General features: G+C 65.2%; 16 protein-coding genes. 9 read left to right on the top strand and 7 right to left on the bottom strand.

What is annotated here, in order from left to right:
* Positions 1-146 precede the first annotated feature (146 nt).
* Positions 147-2,948: a DNA polymerase I gene (gene polA / locus NFI08_RS08200; protein WP_108448425.1), complete on the top strand. Its 2,802-nt coding sequence runs from the start codon at positions 147-149 to the stop codon at positions 2,946-2,948.
* A 38-nt stretch (positions 2,949-2,986) separates the two neighbouring features.
* Here the strand turns inward: polA and NFI08_RS08205 are convergent, their stop codons facing one another.
* A complete protein-coding gene (locus tag NFI08_RS08205; protein WP_108448426.1) occupies positions 2,987-3,733 on the bottom strand; it encodes an NAD(P)H-dependent oxidoreductase in 747 nt (248 codons plus the stop codon).
* 89 nt (positions 3,734-3,822) lie between these two features.
* Between NFI08_RS08205 and NFI08_RS08210 the strand changes: the two genes are divergently transcribed.
* A complete protein-coding gene (locus NFI08_RS08210) occupies positions 3,823-4,704 on the top strand; it encodes a LysR family transcriptional regulator (RefSeq protein ID WP_349588528.1) in 882 nt (293 codons plus the stop codon).
* 79 nt (positions 4,705-4,783) lie between these two features.
* Complete coding sequence (locus tag NFI08_RS08215; RefSeq protein ID WP_349588531.1) at positions 4,784-5,512, top strand: haloacid dehalogenase type II; 729 nt, start codon at positions 4,784-4,786, stop codon at positions 5,510-5,512.
* A gap of 8 nt (positions 5,513-5,520) precedes the next feature.
* On the opposite strand, the gene NFI08_RS08220 is transcribed toward NFI08_RS08215, so the two are convergent.
* The 4 genes from NFI08_RS08220 to NFI08_RS08235 form a co-directional block, all read right to left on the bottom strand.
* Positions 5,521-6,588 (bottom strand): sodium:calcium antiporter, encoded by a 1,068-nt coding sequence (locus NFI08_RS08220; protein WP_349588534.1) that lies wholly within the window; start codon positions 6,586-6,588, stop codon positions 5,521-5,523.
* A gap of 73 nt (positions 6,589-6,661) precedes the next feature.
* Positions 6,662-7,375: a sulfite exporter TauE/SafE family protein gene (locus NFI08_RS08225; RefSeq protein WP_197037042.1), complete on the bottom strand. Its 714-nt coding sequence runs from the start codon at positions 7,373-7,375 to the stop codon at positions 6,662-6,664.
* A complete protein-coding gene (locus tag NFI08_RS08230; protein WP_349588536.1) occupies positions 7,369-8,823 on the bottom strand; it encodes an amidohydrolase family protein in 1,455 nt (484 codons plus the stop codon). The genes NFI08_RS08225 and NFI08_RS08230 overlap by 7 nt, the downstream gene beginning before the upstream one ends.
* On the bottom strand, positions 8,820-10,187 hold the full coding sequence (locus NFI08_RS08235) for a uracil-xanthine permease family protein (protein WP_349588539.1): 1,368 nt from the start codon (positions 10,185-10,187) through the stop codon (positions 8,820-8,822). Before NFI08_RS08235 ends, NFI08_RS08230 begins: the two co-directional genes overlap by 4 nt.
* A 202-nt stretch (positions 10,188-10,389) precedes the next feature.
* Here NFI08_RS08235 and NFI08_RS08240 point away from each other — a divergent pair, with 202 nt between their 5' ends.
* Both NFI08_RS08240 and NFI08_RS08245 read left to right on the top strand, forming a co-directional pair.
* Positions 10,390-11,298, top strand: coding sequence for a LysR family transcriptional regulator (locus NFI08_RS08240; protein WP_349588789.1), 909 nt, complete (start codon positions 10,390-10,392; stop codon positions 11,296-11,298).
* 122 nt (positions 11,299-11,420) lie between these two features.
* A complete protein-coding gene (locus tag NFI08_RS08245) occupies positions 11,421-11,930 on the top strand; it encodes a hypothetical protein (RefSeq protein ID WP_146164618.1) in 510 nt (169 codons plus the stop codon).
* Positions 11,931-12,076: 146 nt separating this feature from the next.
* Here NFI08_RS08245 and NFI08_RS08250 read toward each other — a convergent pair whose 3' ends face one another.
* Entirely contained in the window at positions 12,077-13,096 is a 1,020-nt protein-coding gene (locus NFI08_RS08250; RefSeq protein ID WP_108131134.1) for a Fe(3+) ABC transporter substrate-binding protein, read from the bottom strand.
* A 382-nt stretch (positions 13,097-13,478) separates the two neighbouring features.
* Between NFI08_RS08250 and NFI08_RS08255 the strand changes: the two genes are divergently transcribed.
* Positions 13,479-14,624 (top strand): ABC transporter ATP-binding protein, encoded by a 1,146-nt coding sequence (locus NFI08_RS08255; protein ID WP_108448432.1) that lies wholly within the window; start codon positions 13,479-13,481, stop codon positions 14,622-14,624.
* 66 nt (positions 14,625-14,690) lie between these two features.
* Here NFI08_RS08255 and NFI08_RS08260 read toward each other — a convergent pair whose 3' ends face one another.
* Entirely contained in the window at positions 14,691-16,346 is a 1,656-nt protein-coding gene (locus NFI08_RS08260; protein ID WP_231498506.1) for an ABC transporter permease, read from the bottom strand.
* 217 nt (positions 16,347-16,563) lie between these two features.
* On the opposite strand from NFI08_RS08260, the gene NFI08_RS08265 reads away from it, so the two are divergent.
* Genes NFI08_RS08265 through NFI08_RS08275 form a run of 3 tightly spaced genes read left to right on the top strand, consistent with a single transcriptional unit; the run spans position 16,564 to position 21,379 of the window.
* Positions 16,564-17,157 (top strand): TetR/AcrR family transcriptional regulator, encoded by a 594-nt coding sequence (locus NFI08_RS08265; protein WP_108448433.1) that lies wholly within the window; start codon positions 16,564-16,566, stop codon positions 17,155-17,157.
* A gap of 16 nt (positions 17,158-17,173) precedes the next feature.
* Entirely contained in the window at positions 17,174-18,331 is a 1,158-nt protein-coding gene (locus tag NFI08_RS08270) for an efflux RND transporter periplasmic adaptor subunit (RefSeq protein WP_108131137.1), read from the top strand.
* Between the two features lie 3 nt (positions 18,332-18,334).
* Complete coding sequence (locus NFI08_RS08275; RefSeq protein ID WP_108448434.1) at positions 18,335-21,379, top strand: efflux RND transporter permease subunit; 3,045 nt, start codon at positions 18,335-18,337, stop codon at positions 21,377-21,379.
* The last annotated feature ends 9 nt before the right edge of the window (positions 21,380-21,388 follow it).

Below are 21,388 nucleotides of genomic sequence, written 5' to 3' on the forward strand. Positions count from 1 at the left end.
CGGGCGTGGGGCGGGCCAGGGGCTGACGCAGGGACAGGGCGATGGCCGTGACCGCGTCGAGGTCGCAAAAGCGTCCGGCAAAAGACGAAAGGGATGCGTATCATGGGTGGCATCGTAGTCATTTATCCTTACAGGGACGCCGATCCATGGCCTCAAGCCCCATCGTTCTCGTCGACGGTTCCTCCTATCTGTACCGTGCCTTCCACGCTCTGCCGCCGCTGACCACCTCCGAGGGTCAGCCCACCGGCGCCATCAAGGGCGTGATCAACATGCTCAAGCGGCTGATCAAGGACTACCCGGACAGTCCCATGGCGGTGATCTTCGACGCCCCGGGCAAGACCTTCCGCGACGAGCTCTACGACCAGTACAAGGCCCAGCGGCCACCGATGCCCGACGACCTGCGCGCCCAGGTGAAGCCACTGCACGAGTGCGTGCGTGCGCTCGGCCTGCCACTGTTGTGCATCGAGGGGGTCGAGGCCGACGACGTCATCGGCACCCTGGCGAAGATGGCCACCGACGCCGGTCGCGACGCGGTGATTTCCACCGGTGACAAGGACATGGCCCAGCTGGTCAATGGCCATATCACCCTGGTCAACACCATGAAGGGCGAGACCCTCGACGTGGACGGGGTCAAGGACAAGTTCGGCCTGCCGCCGGAGCTGATCATCGACTACCTGGCGCTGATGGGTGACAAGGTCGACAACATCCCCGGAGTCCCCGGAGTGGGCGAGAAGACCGCCATCGGCCTGCTGCAGGGCATGGAAGGCGGGCTCGACGTCATCTACGGCGATCTCGACAAGGTCAAGACGCTGTCGTTTCGTGGCGCCAAGACGCTGCCGAAGAAGCTCGAGGAGCACCGCGACAAGGCCTACCTGTCCTACGAACTGGCGACCATCAAGACCGACTGCGAGCTGGAGCTCGGCCTCGATGATCTGGCCATCGCCGCGCCGGATCGCGAGGCGCTGAAGACGCTGTATCAACGCCTGGAGTTCAAGAACTGGCTGTCGGAGCTGCTGGCAGGCCAGGATGAAGGCGTCGATGATGTCGCCGGTGGTTCCGACACCCCCGAGGGGGACAACGGAGGCGAAGGCGATAACAAGAACAAGGCCCAGGCGACGCCTTCCAGCGAGCGCCAGGATACGGTGATCCTCGAACAGGCCGAGCTGGACGCCTGGCTTGAGCGACTGGCCGCTGCCGAGGCCTTCTGCTTCGATCTGGAGACCACCAGCCTCAACTACATGGAGGCCGACATCGTCGGTGTCGGGCTGTGCCTGACGCCCGGCGAGGCGGCCTACATTCCGCTGGGCCACGACTATCTCGATGCCCCGGCCCAGCTCGATCGCAAGGCGGTGCTCGAGGCGCTGGCGCCGATCCTGGCCGACGAGGCGATCGCCAAGATCGGCCAGAATCTCAAGTACGATATCTCGGTGCTGGCGCGCTACGACATCCCGGTCAAGGGGCCCTTGGTGGATACCATGCTCGAGTCCTATGTGCTCGACTCCACCGCCACCCGCCACGACATGGACTCGCTGGCGCTCAAGTACCTGGGCGAGGGCACCGTCAAGTTCGAGGACATCGCCGGCAAGGGCGCCAAGCAGCTGACCTTCAACCAGATCGCACTGGAACAGGCCGCGCCCTACGCCTGCGAGGACGTCGACATCACCCTGCGGCTGCACCAGACGCTGCGCCCGCGAGTGGACGAGACTGGCCGCCTGGCCGAGGTCCTCGACGAGCTCGAACGCCCGCTGGTGCGGGTGCTGTCGCGCATGGAGCGCAACGGCGTGGCGCTGGACGCGGAGCTACTGCACACCCAGAGCCGGGAGCTGGGGGAGCGCATTCGCGAGCTCGAGGCCCGCGCCTATGAGCTTGCCGGGCGCGAGTTCAACCTGGGCTCGCCCAAGCAGCTCGGCCAGATCCTGTTCGAGGAGCAGGGCATCCCGGTGATCAAGAAGACCCCCAAGGGCGCGCCCTCCACCGCCGAGGCGGTGCTCGAGGAGCTGGCGCTGGACTACCCGCTGCCCAAGGTGATCATCGAGCATCGCGGCCTGTCCAAGCTGCGCTCGACCTACACCGACAAGCTGCCGAAGCTGGTCAACAAGGCCACCGGCCGGGTCCACACCAGCTACCACCAGGCGGTGACCGCCACCGGGCGGCTGTCGTCTTCCGACCCCAACCTGCAGAATATTCCGATTCGCACCGACGAGGGACGGCGCATCCGCCAGGCCTTCGTGGCACGCCCGGGCTATCGCATCGTGGCGGCGGACTACTCCCAGATCGAGCTGCGCATCATGGCCCACCTGTCCGGCGACAAGGGCCTGTTGTCAGCCTTCGCCGAGGACAAGGACATCCACGCCGCCACCGCCGCCGAGGTGTTCGGGGTGGCCCTGGACAAGGTCAACGGCGAGCAGCGGCGCAGCGCCAAGGCGATCAACTTCGGCCTGATCTACGGCATGAGTGCCTGGGGCCTGGGCCGCCAGCTGCATATCGAGCAGAGCCAGGCCAAGACCTACATCGACCGCTACTTCGATCGTTATCCCGGGGTCGCACGCTACATGGAGCGCATCCGCGCCCAGGCCGCCGAAGACGGCTACGTCGAGACGGTGTTCGGACGCCGGCTCTACCTGCCGGAGATCCACTCCCAGAACCGTGCCCGGCGCCAGGGCGCCGAGCGTACCGCCATCAACGCACCGATGCAGGGCACCGCGGCGGACATCATCAAGCGCGCGATGATCGATATGGACGCCTGGCTCGCAGACCAGGCCGGCAGCGACGGCTTCGACGCCTGGATGGTGATGCAGGTCCATGACGAACTGGTGTTCGAGGTCAGAGATGACCAGGCCGAGACCTTCATGGAAGAGGTCAAGACGCGCATGCAGAACGCCGCCAGCCTCGACGTACCGCTGATCGTCGAGGCCGAGTGCGGTGACAACTGGGACGAGGCGCACTGAGGCGTTGCCGCGGATACTGGAGTGCCGAGTCGGAGCTTCTATCGCCATCGCAGAGGATGACGCAGCCCCAGCCGACCTTGCTCGTCCCAGTCATCCCACCCTGAGAAGGGGATCGTCGACTCCCCTTCCAGGCCCTTGAGCCTGGCCCGCCAGTCGGCCTTGGTGCTTTCGAGGTGCCGGCGGAATGCGGTCTCCTCCTGATAGGCGAGGCCGCCGCCCTGGATGCCGAAGGCGAGCTGTGGTGGCAGCACTTCGAGGCCCAGGTAATACAGGGAACAGTGGAAGGGGTACATCAGCCGAACAATGTCTCCCGCTCTGCCGGTGGGCTCGAAGGCCTCCGCCGGCGATCCTGTCGACACCGCGCAGATGGCGCGTTTGCCCTTGAGTCGCCCGCGATCATAGCGGCGACTTCCGGAGTACATCCCTCCGTACACCATCACGCGATCGAACCAGCCCTTGAGCATGGCCGGTGGTCCATGCCACCACAGTGGAAACTGAAAAATCACCAGCTCTGCCTGTTCCAGCCGTTGGATTTCTCTTGCGACATCCTCGGGAAGCTGTCCTTCTTCGAAGGCATGGCGTTGTTCCGTTAGTGCACTAAACACCTGCGAGTCCTGGCGATTGCGGTAGTGGCGAGGGTGTTCAATGGCATCGAAGCCTTCAGCGTACAGGTCGCTGATGACCACCCGATGGCCCTGGGAGGTAAGAGTGTCGGCGGTCATGGCGGTCAAGGCGCCGTTCAAGGAGTGGGGTTCAGGGTGACAGTGAACGATCAGGACATTCATGGTCGACTCCGTTGCGGTGGGTGTGGTTCAGGCTATGCCTTACACTTGTGCAACGAAATTCCCTATTCTTGTCAGCAGGCTTTGCAAAAATGAACAGTTGGGACGACTTGAGGACGGTGCTCGAGATTTCGCGCTCGGGCTCTCTCTCAGGGGCGGCACGCCAGCTTGGCGTCAGCCACGCCACCGTGTTTCGGCGCCTGCGAAACATCGAGCGGCGCCTGGGGGTGCTGTTGTTCGAGCGCTCACCCGGTGGTTACCAGCCCACCTTGGCAGGGGAAGAGATGGCGCAGGCGGCAGCACGCGTGCACCAGGAGGTAGAAGGGGTGACGCGCCGCATCCAGGGGCGGGATCAACGGCTGGAGGGCGTCATTCGCGTCACCCTGACAGACTCCTTGCTGCAGGGGCTGTTGATGCCGGTATTCGAGGCGTTCCAGCAACGCCATCCCGCCATCGTGCTTGATGTCTCGGTCTCCAATGCCCTCTATGATCTGGCCGCTCGCGACGCCGAGGTGGCGATTCGGCCCTCCAACCAGCCACCCGAGACGTTGGTCGGTCGGCGAGTCGGTTCGATCCGCCAGGCGATCTACGTGGCTCGCGATGGCGAGATCTCCGAGCCGGGAGATATTACCGCCTGGATCGATCAGGGACAGCGCCCCGACGATGCGGCGCTGGCGGCTTGGATGGAAGACAAGGTCGAGCAAGCGATGGTCCGCTTCCGTTGCGATAGCCTGCTGGGGCGGCAGCAGGCCGCCAGGCGTGGCTTGGGGGCGGTGGTGCTTCCTCGTTATCTGGGCGATGCTGATGTCGGCTTGAAACAGGTAGGAGATGAGTTGGAGGCATTGGCGGTGGACCTGTGGCTGTTGGCCCACCAGGACATGCGTCAGGTCGTGCGTATACGCCTGTTTCTCGACTTTCTTGCCGAGTCGCTCAGGGCGAGGTTGGCGCCCGGGGCGGCAGACCCAAAGCGCTAGGCCAAGCCTTGGTACCCGCCGTAGGGTACCGCTACGACTTTGGACAAGACCCACCGGCCGCGAAACAAGGAGAGCGACCATGACGACAGCACCGGTACGCCCGCAGATACTCGCCTTCGATATCTTCGGCACTGTGGTCGACTGGCACGGGAGCATCGCCCGGGAGGTCGAGGCGTTGGGTTTGCTCACGTCGCCTGCTGCATCGGCATCGATGACGCCCGCGGACTTCGCCAGAGCCTGGCGCGCGGGCTATCGGCCGGCCATGGACAGGGTGATGTCCGGCGAGCTTGGCTGGACACGTATCGACGACTTGCATCGGATGATTCTCGATGAGCTGCTCGATCGCCACGGGCTGGCACTGGACGAGGCGGGCAGGGCCCATCTCAACCGCGCCTGGCATCGTCTGGCGCCCTGGCCCGACAGCGTCGAGGGGCTGTCACGGCTCAAGCGCGGCTATACCCTGTGCACCCTGTCCAATGGCAACCTGGGGCTGCTCGCCAATATGGCCAAGCACGCCGGCCTGCCCTGGGACCTGATCCTGTCCGCCGAGGTCTTTCGCGCCTACAAGCCGCATCCCGACACCTACCTGGGAGTGGCCGAGGTCTTCGAGGTGGCCCCCGAGGAGGTGATGCTGGTGGCCGCCCATCAGGACGACCTCGACGCCGCCCGCCGCTGCGGCCTCAAGACCGCCTACATCGAGCGTCCCCATGAGTTCGGCGAAGACGTCCCCAAGGCGGTGGATGGCTCACCCGACAACGATCTCCACTGCACCTCGTTGATCGATCTGGCCGATCGTCTGGGCGCCTAGTGTCATCGCTATCCAGTCGTGGCGTGGGCGCTGACAGCGCCCGATGGCGGCAGGTGTGGCACCAGGTCGATGGTGCCGAAGGACTCGAGCGAGACCCACACCACTAAGGCCGCGTAGACCACCAGCAGACAGATCGACTCGCGCCGCGACAGGATCATGTGGGTGCGCATCATCAGAAACAGCAGCACCGTGGCGAAGGTCAGCGCGGCCATCATCGGCGCCGCCAGCGAGAAGTCGATCACCGCGGTACCGGCGATCAGCACGCCTGCCGGGATGCACACCAGCAGGTCGAAGGTGTTGCTGCCGAGCACATTGGCGATGCTGGTGACGCCGCGTCCCTGGCGTGCCGCGCGGATGGAGACGAAGGCATCGGGAATCGAGGTGCCGGCCGCAACCACGGTGATGCCCCACAGGAAGCTCGGGGTGCCGAAGATCTCGCCGAAGTTGATCGCCGCGCGCACCAGCCCCTCGACGCCGACCACGATGACCACCAGCGACAGCACCAGTCGTCCCCACTCTCGTCCCGGGCGGATGTCGCTGACGTCCTCGTCGGATTCATGATCCAGAGTGTCCTGGTACTGCACAAATAGGTAGAGCCCGTACAGGGCTACCGGCATCAAGGCCAGCCAGCGGGTCATCTCGCCCTGGATGCTGCCGCCCTGGGGCGAGGTCTCCACCGGGTGGTAGATGGCGGCGAAGGCGAAGGTCAGGGTCAGCACCGCCACCGCGATCATGTAGAACTGGGCTTCCTTGTAGACCAGGTCGCGATTGGCCTGAAGCGGTGACTTCGAGGCCAACCCGCTGAGCCCGGGAATCACCAGGATATTGAACAGCGCCGAGCCGACGATGGCCGCCACACCGAGCTCGAACTCGCCGTGGACCAGGGTCGAGATGACGGTGGTGGACAGCTCCGGGAAGCTCGACCCCACCGCCACCACGATGGCACCCTGAACGATTTCCGGCAGCCGGTAGTAGGCCGACAGGCGCTGGCTCGAGCGTTCGAGCAGACCGCTGCCCTTCCAGATGATGGCGGTGGCGATGATGGCGACCAGCGTCCAGAGCAAGATGGCGGACATTCCCTATCCTTGAGCGAGAGGTGGCCCTGTCAGCTTAGCCGTCTTGATCGCTCGCGCAAAAGACAGACGCTGGCTATCGCGGCACCATCAGGAACAGCCCGGAGAGTAGCGCAAACAACAGGACCCCCTGACGCAGGCGCTTGGCATCCAGACGCTGGTGCATGATTCGGCTCAAGACGGTACCGATCAGCAGGGGGGGAAGTAGAGCTAGCGCCCACCACAGCTGTGTCTGTTGCACGGCACCTGCCATGGCGAGAATCAACAGTGACAGCACTTCGCCGACCACGAAGCAGCAGGCAATGGTGGAACGCAGCTCGGGACCCGGTCGATGCTGGTAGAGCAGGGCCAGGGGAGGGCCACCGACCCCGGTGGCGGTTTCGGTGACACCGGTGATGGCACCCACCGTGAGGCAGGCGCCGGTGCCCGGTCGAAACACCGGAGCAAAGAGGGCGACCAGCACCGCGAGCACGGTGGACGCTCCGATCAACTGGTTGAGCCCTTGGGTGCTCAGCACCATCAACACCGCGAGCCCGGCCAGGGTGCCTGGCAATCGTCCAGCGCTGATCCAGGCGCTGCCGCGCCAGTCGATGGCCTCGCGCTCGCGCAGCGCCACCAGCAGATTCAGCGGAAGCATCAGGACCAGCAATGCCACCGGCAGCAGAGTCGGTGCCAGTATTCCCAGCACCGGGGCCACAATCAGCGCGAAACCGATACCGATGGCACCCTGGACGAAGGACGCCAGCAGGGTGGCTACGGCGGCGATCGCATAGGTAGTGGTCGTCAGCATCGGGGCTCCCCATTGCCTCGCTGCCTGAAGGGCGTCGCTTCACCAGCTTTTCCATGGCGCTCGCGATGCACCTCGGAGGTCGGATGGACCCGCTGGATCGGTGCCTTGTTGATGGCGGCGGGAGCCACCTCGCGGACTTCAGCAAGCAGTGCCCGTGCGTCCCAGTCCACTGGCCAGCCTTGCCAGAGTCTCAGTCGGCCAGCGGTGAACACGGCTTCGATCTGATCCCGATTGCCGTAGCGCACAAGTTCCCAGGGCCGGTCCCAGGAAGGCGTCATCTCAGGCACCTCGAGATCCACCAGCAGGAAGTCGGCGGCTTTATCCACAGTGATGTCGCCGGCGATGCTGCCAAGCCCGCAGCACTCGGCGCTGCCCAGGGTAGCGTGTTCCAGCCAGCGCCAGCCACCGCCGCAGGAGCTGTCGCCGGTAGCCAGACCGAAGGCCATTCGCTGGCTGGTCTCGGCCGCATCCATCAGGCGAAAGCCATCACTGCGGGTACCGTCTGTACCGAGCCCGAAACGGATGCCAAGCGCCGCCATCTGCAGGGCGGGTGCGACCGCGTTGCCTTTCCAGCTGCTGGCGACCGGATTGAAGGCCACCGCGGTATCGGTATCTCGCAGCAGATTGAGTTCGTCTGGCGTGACCAGGGTGGCGTGGGCGATCAGGGTCTGTGGGCCGAGTGCGCCCACCGCGTGCAGATGCTCCAGCGGCCGCTGTGAGCGCGTTACCAGAGAACGTTCGACCGCCTGGAGGTGCTCGTTGACGTGGCTCTGGAAGATCGCTCCCTTGTCGCGGCATAGCGTGGCGACGTCATTGAGCATATCGTCGCTGGCCGCTTCGGGAATGGAAATTGCCAGGGATGGATGGATCAACGCGTGGTCGCGGTAGTCCGCCAGGTGGGCCACGGCACGGTCGAGAATGGCGTTGCGTTGCTGGGGCGAACCGCTACCGCCGCGATCATTGCAGATCATGCCGAGCACGCAGCGAAGCCCGCTCTCTTCGGCCGCCTTGGCGAGTGCGCCGATTTCCCCCGCACTGCGGGTGCCCGCGTCCACCGCAGTGGTAAAGCCTCCGCGCAAGGCCTCGAGCGCCGCCAGTTTGGACGACAAGTGAAGCAGTCGCTCGTCCAGGCTGGATTCCAGCGGCACCCAGATGCGTCGAAAGATTTCGGAGGGTTCTCCGAACACCAGCGACTTGCCCAGTGACTGGGTCAGATGATGGTGGCTGTCGACGAACCCCGGCATCATCAGGTGTCCCGGCAGGTCGATCGGGGACAACGTCGGATGACGGGCGACCAGGGCTTCCTTGGGTCCGATATCGATGAAGCGCCCGGCGCTCGTCACGACTCCCATGTCACGCTGAATGCTTCCATTCGCAAGCAGTTCGCCAGGGCACAGCAGCAGCTCGCTGGCCGAGAGTCGCTGGCGCAGTTGCTGATCGAGCGTCATGAATCTGTCTCCGGAGCTTCGGTGTGGATGGGATGAGTCTCTCGGGCGCTGTTGCCGCTGCCCAGGTGGTAGAAGGCCAGGTTGACGATCACCGCGGTGAGAGTGCCCATGGCCAGTCCATTACCCAGGATGATCTGCAGGTGGGTCGGGAAGGCAGAGTAGAAGCCCGGTACAACGATCGGCAGCAGACCCATGGCCAGCGCCGAGGCCAGCGTGAAGAGGTTGCCGTGCTCATTGAAGTCGACGCGGCGCAGGATATTGATGCCCATGACCCCGATGATGGCGAAGACGATGACGGCGGTGCCGGCCACCACCGGTGTCGGCAGGGTGGCGGCCAGTCGGCCCAGAGGTGCCAGCATGGCCAGCAGGATCAGCAGACAGCCGGCGGCGATGGTGACATAGCGCGAGCGCACGCCAGTGGCCCGGATGATGCCGATATTCTCGCCGCTGGTGATGATCAGCGAGGTGCCGAGGCAGCCGCCAAACAGCGAGCCCAGGGCGTCGGCGCGAATGTTCCTGGGGACCAGGGCCTTGGCGTCGCCACGCTTGCCGACGATTTCGGCGGTGGCCATGGTCTGGCCGGTGGCCTCGGTCATCGACACCACGCTGAAGATGATCAGCGGCAGCGACGCCAGCAGGTCGAACTTGGGCATGCCGAAAGGAAAGAGTTGGGGCAGGGCGATCAAGGGGCCATCGAGGATGCCCGCCACGCTGAGGTGTCCGAAGGCTGCCGCGATCAGCGCACCCATGACAAGCCCGATCATCACCGAGATGCGACGCAGGGCGCCGGTAAACACTCTGGCACTCACGACGATGCAGGCGATGGTAGCCAGCGCCAGCAGAATGGTCGAAGGGGCGGCGAAGTCGGGGCTGTCAGGGCGCCCGGCGATGAGACCACCGAAGATCTTGACCAGGTTGATGGCCACCAGCAGCAGCATGGTGCCGATCACGATGGGCGGAAAGAAGCGGAGAACTCGGGTGAAGAAGGGCAGTGCCAGGAAGTAGAACAAGGCGGTCAGATTCACCGCACCGGTGGCGGTCTGGATATCGGTGGCCTGGGCGATCGCCAGAAAGATGACGATGGGGGCACCGCCAGGTACCTGCACGAACGGGAGTCTCGCGCCGAAGCCCAGTACCCCGATGGATTGCAGCAGGGTGCCGAGGCCACAGGCGAGGAAGGTGGCGCTCATCAGCGGTACCGTGACGTCAGGCCCGAAGCCCAGCGCCTGGCCGACCAGGAAGACCGCCGTGATCGGTGCGGCTGCCATCACCAGTACGTGCTGCAAGCCGTAGAGGATGGCAGCCTTCAGTGGCAGCCGTTCGTCCACCGGATCGACGGAATCGGTGTGAAGAGGAGAAGACATGGGTGGCCTCATTGTTGTTGTCGTTCAAGAGTGTGCGTCCAGGTGTTTGCCGAACCGCGTTTCTTCAGCGGGTTTCAGGTGAAAGCTAGCGCTGAGTCAGTGTGCGCGTCTATCATCGTTTTTCGTTAGATGTGTTGCCGAAATGGCAACGATTAGTGAGCCAGCCATGGTCTGACGAATCAGGAGACACCGCGTGCCCTTGATGACCACCGCGCTACGCTATTTCGATGAGGTTGCCCGACAAGGGTCGATCCGCAGGGCCGCAGACCACCTCCATGTGGCAGCATCGGCGGTCAATCGCCAGATCCTCAAGCTGGAGGACGAGCTTGGCGTACCGCTGTTTGAGCGGCTTCCCCGCGGCCTGCGCCTGTCCTCGGCGGGCGAGCTGCTGGTCTATCAGGTGCGACAGTGGCAGCGGGACGAACGTCAGCTGCTGGGGGTGCTGGACGATATCCGTGGCACCGGTACCAGTGAGGTGCGGGTCGCGTCGGTGGAGTCAGTGACCGACCGCCTGCTGCCGGTGACCATTCGGCGCTTCATGGAGCGCTATCCTCGTGTGCGTTTCGACCTGACCACCGATCTTACCGACCCCATCATCGACGCTATCCTGTCGGGAGAGGCTGACATCGGGCTTTGCATCAATCCGCCGTCCAATCCGCGCCTGCGTACCCTGCGACGGCTCGAATTGCGTTTCGGGGCGGTCATGGCGCCGTGGCACGCTCTGGCCAGGGCGAGCGAGCTGCGCCTCAAGGATTTCGAGAACGTCCCGGTGATCTTGCCGGACCAGGCAATGTTTCGTGGCTCTACTCTGGAACGCGCGCTGTCCACTCAGGACGTGCGGCTCTCCGCCGTTGCCGCGTGTGGCCGCATCCTGAGCATGAAGTCGCTCGCCAGAGAGGGCGTGGGGGTGGCGTTTCTCAATCCGCTGGATGTGACACGTGAACTGGCCGAGGGGGAGCTTGTCTTTGTGCCTTTGCGGGATCGCGGTATCGCTGCGGCACAGTTGGAAATGTGTGTGGCCAAGGATCGTCCGCTGCCTCTGGCCATCGCCGTATTCGCCGAAATGCTGGATGAGGCGCTGAAGGAACTGGATGTCGCCACCACCGTCTAGTCACTCGCGTCACGCGAAGTAGGTCTTCAGACTGCCGAGATGGCACTGCGGGTGCTATGGTGTCGGTCATGGATTGCTTATCTGGTCGTGGTTGCCACGGCCTCACTGCCGGAGACAAGGATATGACACGGGGAAAGATGGGATGGGCCGCTGTGGCCATGCTGACACTGGCTGGCTGTGCGTCGACCTCACAACCGCAGACGGCGGCCGAGATGTTCGACTGCGACGCCCTCAATCAGGCCGTGGCCAGTGCCGACAATGATTTCACCGACATCAAGGGACGCTTCGACGACACTCGGCTGACCCGCAGCTGGGAAACCGATGTCCAGGCCTTCCACGACTCCTGTCTGATCACCTCGGCGCAGCGCCCGGATCACTACTCCTGTTTCGGACGGATGGACAGTGACGACCCACGTGGTGCCCTGGTGGCCGGTGGTGAGGCCCTTGGCCAGTGCCTGGGCAGTGACTGGACCTCCACCCGCGAGACGTCCGATCGTCTGGTCTTCTCCAGGGCCGGCAGCGACACCACCGTGACGCTGGAAACCTTCCTCAACGACCGCGGCCGCCGTATGGGCAGCCTGGATGTGTGGCAGCATCCGGATGATCTGCGTCTGGAGTCCACCGACGGCTGACTGCCGCTGTTGGACCCATGACGGGTCCATTGACTGCACCAATGACAGGGCCCGTGCCGATCGGCACGGGCCCTGTCGTTGTGGCCTTGGCGTTTGTGCTGCTTGCGCAGGCCCTCATCAGCGGCGAGGGCCTGGCGTGGACGGGCTTAACGCCAGCCGACGCGATCGAAGATCTTGACCGCTTCCGGGTTGTTCTCGCCCAGCACGCTGACGTTGACTTCGTCCTTCTTGAACTCGCCCCAGGAGCCGAGTACCTCGTCCACGGCGACGCCCTCGACCACCGGGAATTCGTGGTTGCCCACGGCGAACAGTTCCTGAGCTTCGTCGGAGGCCAGGAACTCGAGGAAGGCGACGGCGTTGTCGTGGTTAGGTGCACCCTTGACCAGGCCGGCACCGCCGACGTTGACGTGGGCACCACGGTCATCCTGGTTGGGGAACAGGATCTGCACGCTTTCGGCGGCCTCGCGCTCGTCGGCGTCGTCGGAGGTCAGCAGACGCACGTAGTAGTAGTGGTTGGCCACCGCCACGTCGCACTCGCCGCTGGCTACGCCCTTGATCTGGTCGCGGTCGCCACCCTCGGGGTCGCGAGCCATGTTGTCGACCACGCCCTGGGCCCACTCTTCGGCACCTTCCTCACCGTGGTGCTCGACCATCGAGGCCAGCAGTGACTGGTTGTAGATGTTGTTGGAGGAACGGATGCAGATCTTGCCCTTGAGGCTGGGATCGGCCAGCTTCTCGTAGCTGTCGACCTGCTCGGGCTCGATGGTCTCGGGGTTGTAGAAGATCGCCCGCACGCGCTGGCTGAAGCCGAACCAGTCGCCTTCGGGGTGGCGCATGCTCTCGGGCAGGCGCTCGTTGAGCACCTCGGAGTCCACCGGCGCGAAGATGCCTTCCTCCTCGGCGCGCCACAGGCGGCCGGCGTCCACGGTCATCATGATGTCGGCGGGGCTGGCCTCGCCCTCGCGCTTGATGCGCTGGATGAGCTGGTCGGAATCGCCCTGCAGCACGTTGACCTCAATGCCGGTCTGTTCGGTGAAGGCGTCGTACATGGCCTGGTCGGAGTCGTAGTGACGTGCCGAGTACACATTGACGCTGCCGTCGGCGTAGGCGAGACCGGAAGCGCCGGCCAGGGCGATGGCGATGGCAAGACGAGAGACGTTGGACATCGGAGACCTCGAGTGGCGGATGGAATGATAATACGTGTCATTCGGTGTCCGTATTGAACGACCTCCCGGGCACGGCGTCAATCACTGTGCCTCCTTGGGCTGATGTAGGGTGCTTCTCTCGGCATAGTGGAGGGGGCACGATCGATGTACTGATGGGGGCTACGTCGGGGGCGGATACCTCCGACCATCGGGCGCTCCAGCCTGGCGCTGCGCCCCCTGGCACCCGCTGCTTCGGGAGCCGGCAGGGCGGCGAGGCTGACCCACTAGCGCGGGAGATATCGCACAGGCAAAGGAGAAGGCGTGTCGAAAGGATTCGCGTTACCATGGCCAACCCATCGGCTTTCGCCGTCGTCCATCCGACCTTCGACACGCGATCCCTTCCATGACCTCACACCTTGCCAGCTCCGCCACCGTTTCCGAGCAGACCTTCGAGGAAGGCGTTGTCGCCGATCCTCTGCTGGCTGTGCGCAATATCCAGCATCGATACGACAGCAAGCTTGCCGTCAGCGACGCCTCCTTCGACATCGCGCCGGGCGAGGTGGTGTGCCTGCTCGGGCCGTCGGGCTGTGGCAAGACGACGCTGCTGCGCATCGTCGCCGGACTCGAGGCGTTGCAGCAGGGGGAGCTCAAGTTCGACGGCCAGACCCTGGCCGCACCGGGGCGTCCCCACGTGCCGCCGGAGAAGCGCAGCGTGGGGCTGGCCTTCCAGGAATCGGCACTGTTTCCCCACTTGAGCGTGCTCGACAACGTGACCTTCGGGCTCAAGGGGATGCCGGCGCGGGCGCGCCGTGAACGAGCCCTGGAACTGCTCGCTCAGCTGGGTATGGACGGCTACTCCGAGGCCTTCCCGCACACCCTGTCCGGTGGCCAGCAGCAGCGGGTGGCCCTGGCCAGGGCCCTGGCGCCCTCGCCGCAATTGATGCTGCTGGACGAGCCTTTCTCGAGCCTCGACGCGCGTCTCAGGGACCGTATCCGCGATGACACCCTGCACGTGCTCAAGCAGGTGGGCGCCGGCACCCTACTGGTGACCCATGACCCCGAAGAGGCGATGTTCATGGCCGATCGCATCGTGCTGATGCGCGATGGTCGGGTGGTGCAGGTAGGCACGCCGGAAGAGCTCTACTGCGCGCCGGCCGACCCCTTCGTGGTGACCTTCTTCGGGGACGTCAATCGCCTGGAAGGCGTCGCCCAGCGTGGCTATGTGCATACCGCGGTGGGGCCCGTCGCCACCGACCTGCCTGACGGCGCCCGCGCCCAGGTGCTGATGCGCCCGGAGGCGCTCAGGGTGGTGGAAATCGAGAGCGACGGCCAGCACGCCCACCACAGCCACGTGCTGATGGCACGACTGCTGGGGCGTTGCAGTCTGCTGCACCTCTGCGTGCACGGTATCGATGGCCAGGAGGCCCACATGCACGCCCGGGTACCCGGGGTCTTTCTGCCGAGGGAAGGCCAGGCCGTGCAGGTCAGTCTCGACCCGGCCCAGGTATTCGTGTTCCCCGCCGAGGCGTCCGGCCTCGAGGCCGTCTAGGGCCCCTGGCCCCGGCGCACCAGGGGAGGACTATTCGTATCCAGTCGTATACAGCAGGGGCCAGCGTCAGTCGCTGGCCTGGCCCGGGCGCGAGCGGCGCATCGCCAGGCTCAGCAGCACCACCGGAATGATCCCCACGGCAACGATGGCCAGGGACGCTGTCGAGGCCTCGGCCAGGCGTTCGTCAGCGGCCAGGTTGTGGGCTCGCACCGCCAGGGTGTCGAAGTTGAACGGGCGCAGGATGATGGTGGCCGGCAGCTCCTTCATCACGTCGACGAAGACCAGGATCCCGGCGGCCAGCAGGCTGCCGCGCATGATCGGCGTGTGCACCTTGCGGAGGGTGCCGGTGGCGGTTTCGCCGAGGGTTCGGGCCGCCGCGTCCATCGACGGGGTGACCTTGCCCAGGCTCGCTTCCACGGCGTTGAACGACACCGCGAGAAAACGCACCACATAGGCATAGATCAGGATAAAGGCGGTACCGCTGAGGATCAGGCCGATCACCTCCCCGGTGGCGGCCTTGTACAGCTGGTTGAGCTGGACGTCGACCCAGGCGAAGGGGATCAGGATGCCTACCGCCACCACCGACCCCGGAATCGCGTAGCCCAGCGAGGCCACCCGCGTGGCCGTGCGGGTCAGCGGGCCCTGTTCGAGTCGGGCGCCATAGCTCAGCACCACCGCCAGCCCCACCGCGATCAGGGCGGCGACGGCTGCCAGCAGCAGGCTGTTGCCTGCGTACTCGAAAAAGGCGCTGCCCAGCACGCTGTCTCCGGCCTTCAGCGCCATGTACCCCAGCAGCAGGCAGGGCAACAGGAAGCCCACCGTCACCGGCAGCGCGCAGGCCAGGGTGGCCGCCCAGGCGCGTGCACCGCTTAGACGGTACTCCGGTAGTTGCTGGTAGCGGTGAGAGGTGTGGTGGAAGCGGCGCTTGCCCCGGGACCAGCGCTCCAGCAGCACGAACAGGATCACGAAGGCCAGCAGGCACGCCGCCAACTGGGCGGCGGCGACCTGTTCGCCAAGTCCGAACCAGGTGCGATAGATGCCGGTGGTGAAGGTATCCACGCCGAAGTACTGCACCGCGCCGAACTCGTTGAGGGTTTCCATCAAGGCCAGCGACACGCCCCCCACCAGCGCCGGTCGCGCCAGCGGTACCGCCACCTGGGTAAACATCTGCCAGGGGCCGCGGCCCAGGGTGCGTCCCACGTCGAGCATGCACACCGACTGCTCGAGGAAGGCCGCCCTGGCCAGCATGTACACGTAGGGGTAGAGCACCAGGGTGATCAGGGTGGCGGCACCCGGTAACGAGCGGATGTCGGGGAACCAGTAGTCCCCGCGGGACCAGCCGAAGGCTTCGCGCAGGGCCTCCTGCACCGGCCCTGCGTACTGCAGGAAGTCAGTGTAGGCGTAGGCGATGACGTAGGTGGGTACCGCCAACGGCAGCAGCATGGCCCATTCGAACAGGCGCTTGCCGGGAAAACGGCACATTACTACCAGCCAGGCGCAGCCGGTACCTATGGCCAGGGTGCCAAGGCCGACGCTGAGTACCAGGAACAGGGTGTTGAGCAGATAACGCGTCAGCACAGTGTCGGCCAGGTGACGCCAGATATCGCCGGCGGGCACCAGAATATGGGCCAGGATCACCAGCACCGGCAGTGCCACCACCGCGGCGACAGCCAGCGTCAACCAGCCCCAGCGCGAAAGCCGCCGGGAACGAACCTTGGCCACGGAATGAGTACTGCTGGACACGGACGGACTCCTGCTGCGGGCACCGCTGACGGACGGGAGGCCAGATCATACCAGTCCGTGCCGGCGGCTGCAGTTGGCCATCAAGGGGAGGCATGGAGGCGCGCACCAAACGGAAGTGAGACCTTGGCTCGGCGGGCTTTGAAAGTGAATAACTATTCATTTATTTTAAGAGGCATCTCAAAAGAGGGTAAATGTCATGCGCCCACGCGACGACACCAAGCGGGTGGCACTGCTCGAGGCGACCCTGGTCGAGGTCACCGAGCACGGCTTCGGCGTGGCCTCGGTGGCCCGTATCGCGCGTCGCGCCAGGGTGTCGCCCGCCACCCTCTATATCCACTTTGCCGACAAGGACGCCCTGCTGGAGGCGACCTTTGTGCACGTCTGTGACCAGCTGATCGATACCGCCCTGGAGGCCTTCGATGCGGCACTTGAGCTGCGCCAGGCGCTGCGCGAGATGTGGCATGCGCTGTTTCATCTGGCCCTCGACCAGCCGCGCCTGTTTCGCTTCCACGACGCCTTCAGCCATTCGGTATGGATGAATGATCGGGTCCGCGAGCGCAACGATCTGCGCCTGGCGCCCTTGCTCGATGCCATCGCCCAGGGGCATCGGGATGGCGTGCTCAAGCCGGTTGGGCTTGCGCTGCTGGAAAGCTTCATGTTCCGCCCGATCTACCACCTGGTGCAGAGCCAGGGGAGCCACCCGTTCGAGCCCACCCACACCAATATCGACCAGGCCTTTGCGATGGCCTGGGACGCCATTGCCGTTCGCCACGACAACTCGCGTCCCTGACGCCTCAGGAGCCCCCATGACCTTCTCTACGTTTCCTCCGACGTCGCGCCTTGAGCGCCTGCTGGCCAGGTTCAGTCTGCTTGCCGTCGTGGCGCTTGTCGCCGGCTGTGAATCCGACCAGCCGCCCTTGTCCCAGCAGCAGGTACACCCGGTGAAGCTGGTGTCGCTGGACGCCGGGCGCCAGGGCATGTTGATGCGTTATCCCGGCCAGGTGCAGGCCTCGGAGCGTTCGGAGCTGTCGTTCCGGGTCGGTGGGGAACTGCGCGAGCTGGCCGTGCAGCCGGGGGATGAGGTGGAAGCGGGGGACCTTATCGCCCGCCTCGATGATCGTGATGCCAAGAGCCAGCTGGCCAACGCCCGTTCGAGCTACAACCTGGCCGAGGCGACCTACGAGCGTATGCGTATCTCGCTGGAGCGTGGTGCCATCAGTCGGTCCCGCTTCGACGAGGCGCGTGCCGAGTTTCTGTCGGCCCAGGCCCAGCTCAAGCAGGCCCAGGACCAGCTCAGCTACACCGAGCTCAGCGCGCCCTTCAGCGGCGTGATTGCGTCGGTCCCGGTGGACAACTATCAGGTGGTCGGTGCCCAGCAGACCATCGCCGAGCTGCAGCAGCCGGGATCCATCGACGTGACCTTCCAGCTGCCGGAGCAGCAGGTCCGCCGGATCAATGACGAGCGCGCCCAGGCGGTGCAGGACGGCGAGGATGCGGTGGTCTGGGTGACCTTCGCCGAGAACCAGCAGCAGCGCTACCCGGCCCGCTACAAGGAGCACGACAGCAGCGTCAGCCAGGGGTCGCTGAGCTATGAGGTCACCCTGACCCTGCCTGAACCCGACGACATCACGGTGCTGTCGGGCATGAGCGCCACGGTGCTGCTGGACATGAGCGCCCTGACCGGTGATAGCCAGGATCCCTGGCGGGTGCCGGTGGCGGCGGTGGCCACGCGGGAATCGCAGCCTGACCAGGCGGTGGTGTGGCGCTTCGTGCCCGACGACGAGTCCCGCGCCGACGGCCCTGGACGTGTCGAGGCGGTGCCGGTCGTGCCGGGGCGCATCACCACCCAGGGGATGCTGATCGAGGGCGAGCTCGAGGCCGGCGACCGGCTGGTCGCCGCCGGTGCCGAACGCATGCAGGAAGGACGCAGGGTACGACCCTGGATCAAGGAAGAGGGGCTCTGATCGATGGTCGACTACTTTCTGCGCCAGAAGGTCATCAGCTGGATGATCACCCTGCTGCTGGCCGTCGGCGGGGTGGTGTCTTTCTTCGGGCTCGGGCAGCTGGAGTTTCCCGAGTTCACCATCCGCAACGCCATCATTTCGACCCAGTACCCCGGCGCCACGCCGGAACAGGTAGAAGAGGAGGTCACCCTGCGCCTGGAGAAGGCGATCCAGCAGATGCCCGACCTGAAGCGGGTCAGCTCGGTCAACGCCGACGGCCTGTCGCAGATCACCGTGGAGCTCGAGAACACGGTGCGCGAGCACGAACTTGCCCAGTACTGGGACCTGCTGCGGCGCAAGATCAGCGACGTCCAGGCCGAGCTGCCCCCCGGCGCCGGGACCTCCATCGTCAACGATGACTTCGGTGACGTCTTCGGCCTGCTGTTGACCCTGACCGGCGAGGACTACAGCCAGCAGGACCTGGAAGACCACGCCGACCTGCTGCAGCGGGAGCTGCGCCTGGTCGACGGGGTCAAGAAGGTCGCCATCGCCGGCACCGTGCAGGACCAGGTGGTGGTGTCGCTGGACCGTGACCGGATGCGCGCGCTGGGGATCTCGCCACAGCAGTTGAGTGACCTGCTCAACGCCCAGAACGTGGTGGGCGACGCGGGCCATATCAAGCTCGATGGCCTGTCGCTGTCGGTGCAGCCCACCGGCGAGTTCGACAGCGTCGAGTCGCTCGAGCGGCTGGTGGTGGGCCGCCCCGGTGACGGCCTGATCCGCCTTGGCGATATCGCCGAGGTCACTCGCCAGACCACCGATACGCCCCAGTTGCTCTACCACGCAGGGGGGCAGTCCGCGCTGTCCATCGGCATCTCGTTTGGTTCCGGCGTCAACGTGGTGGAGGTCGGCGAACGGGTCGAGAAGCGGCTTTCCGAGCTCGAACAGCGCATGCCGCTGGGCATGGAACTGGCCACCGTCTACCACCAGCCCGAGGTGGTGGAGGACGCGGTCAACGGCTTTCTGATCAACCTGGCCGAGGCGGTCGGCATCGTCATACTGGTGCTGTTGCTGTTCATGGGGGTGCGTAGCGGGCTGCTGATGGGCCTGATCCTGCTGCTGACCATCCTCGGCACCTTCATCATGATGTCGATTCACGGCATCCAGCTGCAGAAGATCTCGCTGGGCGCCTTGATCATTGCCCTCGGCATGCTGGTGGACAACGCCATCGTGGTCACCGAGGGCATGATGATCGGCCTTGCCCGGGGCAAGACCAAGCGCCAGGCGGCGCTGGAGGTGGTCGGTCAGAATCGCCTGCCGCTGCTGGGTGCCACGGTCATCGCGATCACCGCCTTTGCTCCCATCGGGCTGTCGCCGGACGCTACCGGCGAGTTCGTCGGGTCACTGTTCTGGGTATTGTGCTATTCGCTGTTCCTGAGCTGGATCACCGCCCTGACCCTGACCCCCTTCTTCTTCGATCTGTTCTTCAAGGAACGCATCGAAGCGGGCGAGGAGGGGGATAGCGATCCCTATCGTGGCCTGCTGTTCCGGGTGTTTCGCCGCCTGCTGGTGCTGGGGGTTCGATTCCGCTACCTGACATTGGTGCTGGCGGTGGCGCTGCTGGCCGGTGCCTTGTCGCTGTCGGGGCAGGTCAAGAACGCCTTCTTTCCCGACGCCACCACACCGCTGTTCTTTGCCGATGTGTGGTTGCCGGAGGGCACCGACGTGCTGGAGACCGAGCGCACCATCGCGCGCCTCGAGACGCAGGTGCTGGAGATGCAGGACGTGACCCGGGTGACCAGCGTGATCGGTGGCGGCGCACAGCGCTTCACCCTGACCTATGCCCCCGAGGACCGCTATGCGAGTTTTGGTCAGCTGATCGTCGAGACCGAGGACCGCGCGTCCCGGGAAGCCCGCATGAAAGAGGTGATCGAGACCCTGCGCGAGGACTTCCCCCGGGTCCAGTACAAGGTCCAGGCGTTGCAGGTCGGCCCCTCGGCCAAGGCCAGCATCGAGGCGCGCATCTACGGTGACGACCCCGAGACCCTGCACCGCCTGGGCGCCAAGGTGCGTGGCATCTTCCAGGACGAGCCGATGACCGACAGCATCCGACTGTCCTGGAGCAATCGCGAGAGCGTCATCGTGCCCGAGTTCCTCGAGCAACAGGCACGTCGCGTCGGGGTCACCCGGGACGCCCTGCACCAGGCGCTCAGGCTCAATAATGACGGCGAGCAGGTCGGCGTCTACCGCGAAGGCAGCGAGCTGATTCCGATCGTGATGCGCTCCCGAGAGGACCAGCGCCACGACATCGACAACCTCAGCGCGGTCAACGTCTGGAGTGAAGAGCAGGGACGTTATCTCAGCGCCGGCAACGTGCTCGGCGAGCTGCACACCGAGCTGCGTGATCCGCTGATCAAGCGTCGTGACCGGCGTCGCATGCTGGCGGTGTACGCCGAGCCGATGCCGCTGTCCGGTGAGACCGCCGCCAGTGTGCTGGCGCGGCTGCGTCCCCAGGTCGAGGCCATCGAGCTGCCGCCGGGCTACGCCATCGAATGGGGCGGTGAGTACGAAACCGCCAGCGACGCCCAGAAGGCGCTGCTGTCATCGCTGCCCATGGGCCTGCTCGGCATGTTCATCATCACCGTGCTGCTGTTTGGTCGGCTGCGCCAGGCGCTGGCGATCTGGTCGATCGTGCCGCTGATGCTGATCGGTATCATCGGTGGCCTGGCGTTGCTCGGGGCGCCCTTCACCTTCATGGCGCTGCTCGGCACCTTGAGCCTGATCGGCATGGTGCTGAAGAACGCCATCGTGCTGATGGAAGAGATCAACGTGCAGCGTGGCCAGCAGGACAATGCCCACGACGCCGTGATCCAGGCCGCGGTCAGTCGTGTGCGGCCGGTGACCATGGCCGCCGTGACCACCATGCTGGGGATGCTGCCGCTGTTCACCGATGCCTTCTTCGCCTCTATGGCGGTGGTCATCGTGTTCGGTCTGGGAGTCGCCACCCTGTTGACCCTGGTGATCCTGCCGGTGGCGTATTGCACCCTGATGCGAATTCGCGCCGACTGATCCTACCGC

Origin of the sequence: Halomonas sp. EF61 (genome assembly GCF_040147045.1) — a bacterium.
Classification (GTDB): Bacteria; Pseudomonadota; Gammaproteobacteria; order Pseudomonadales; family Halomonadaceae; genus Halomonas; species Halomonas litopenaei.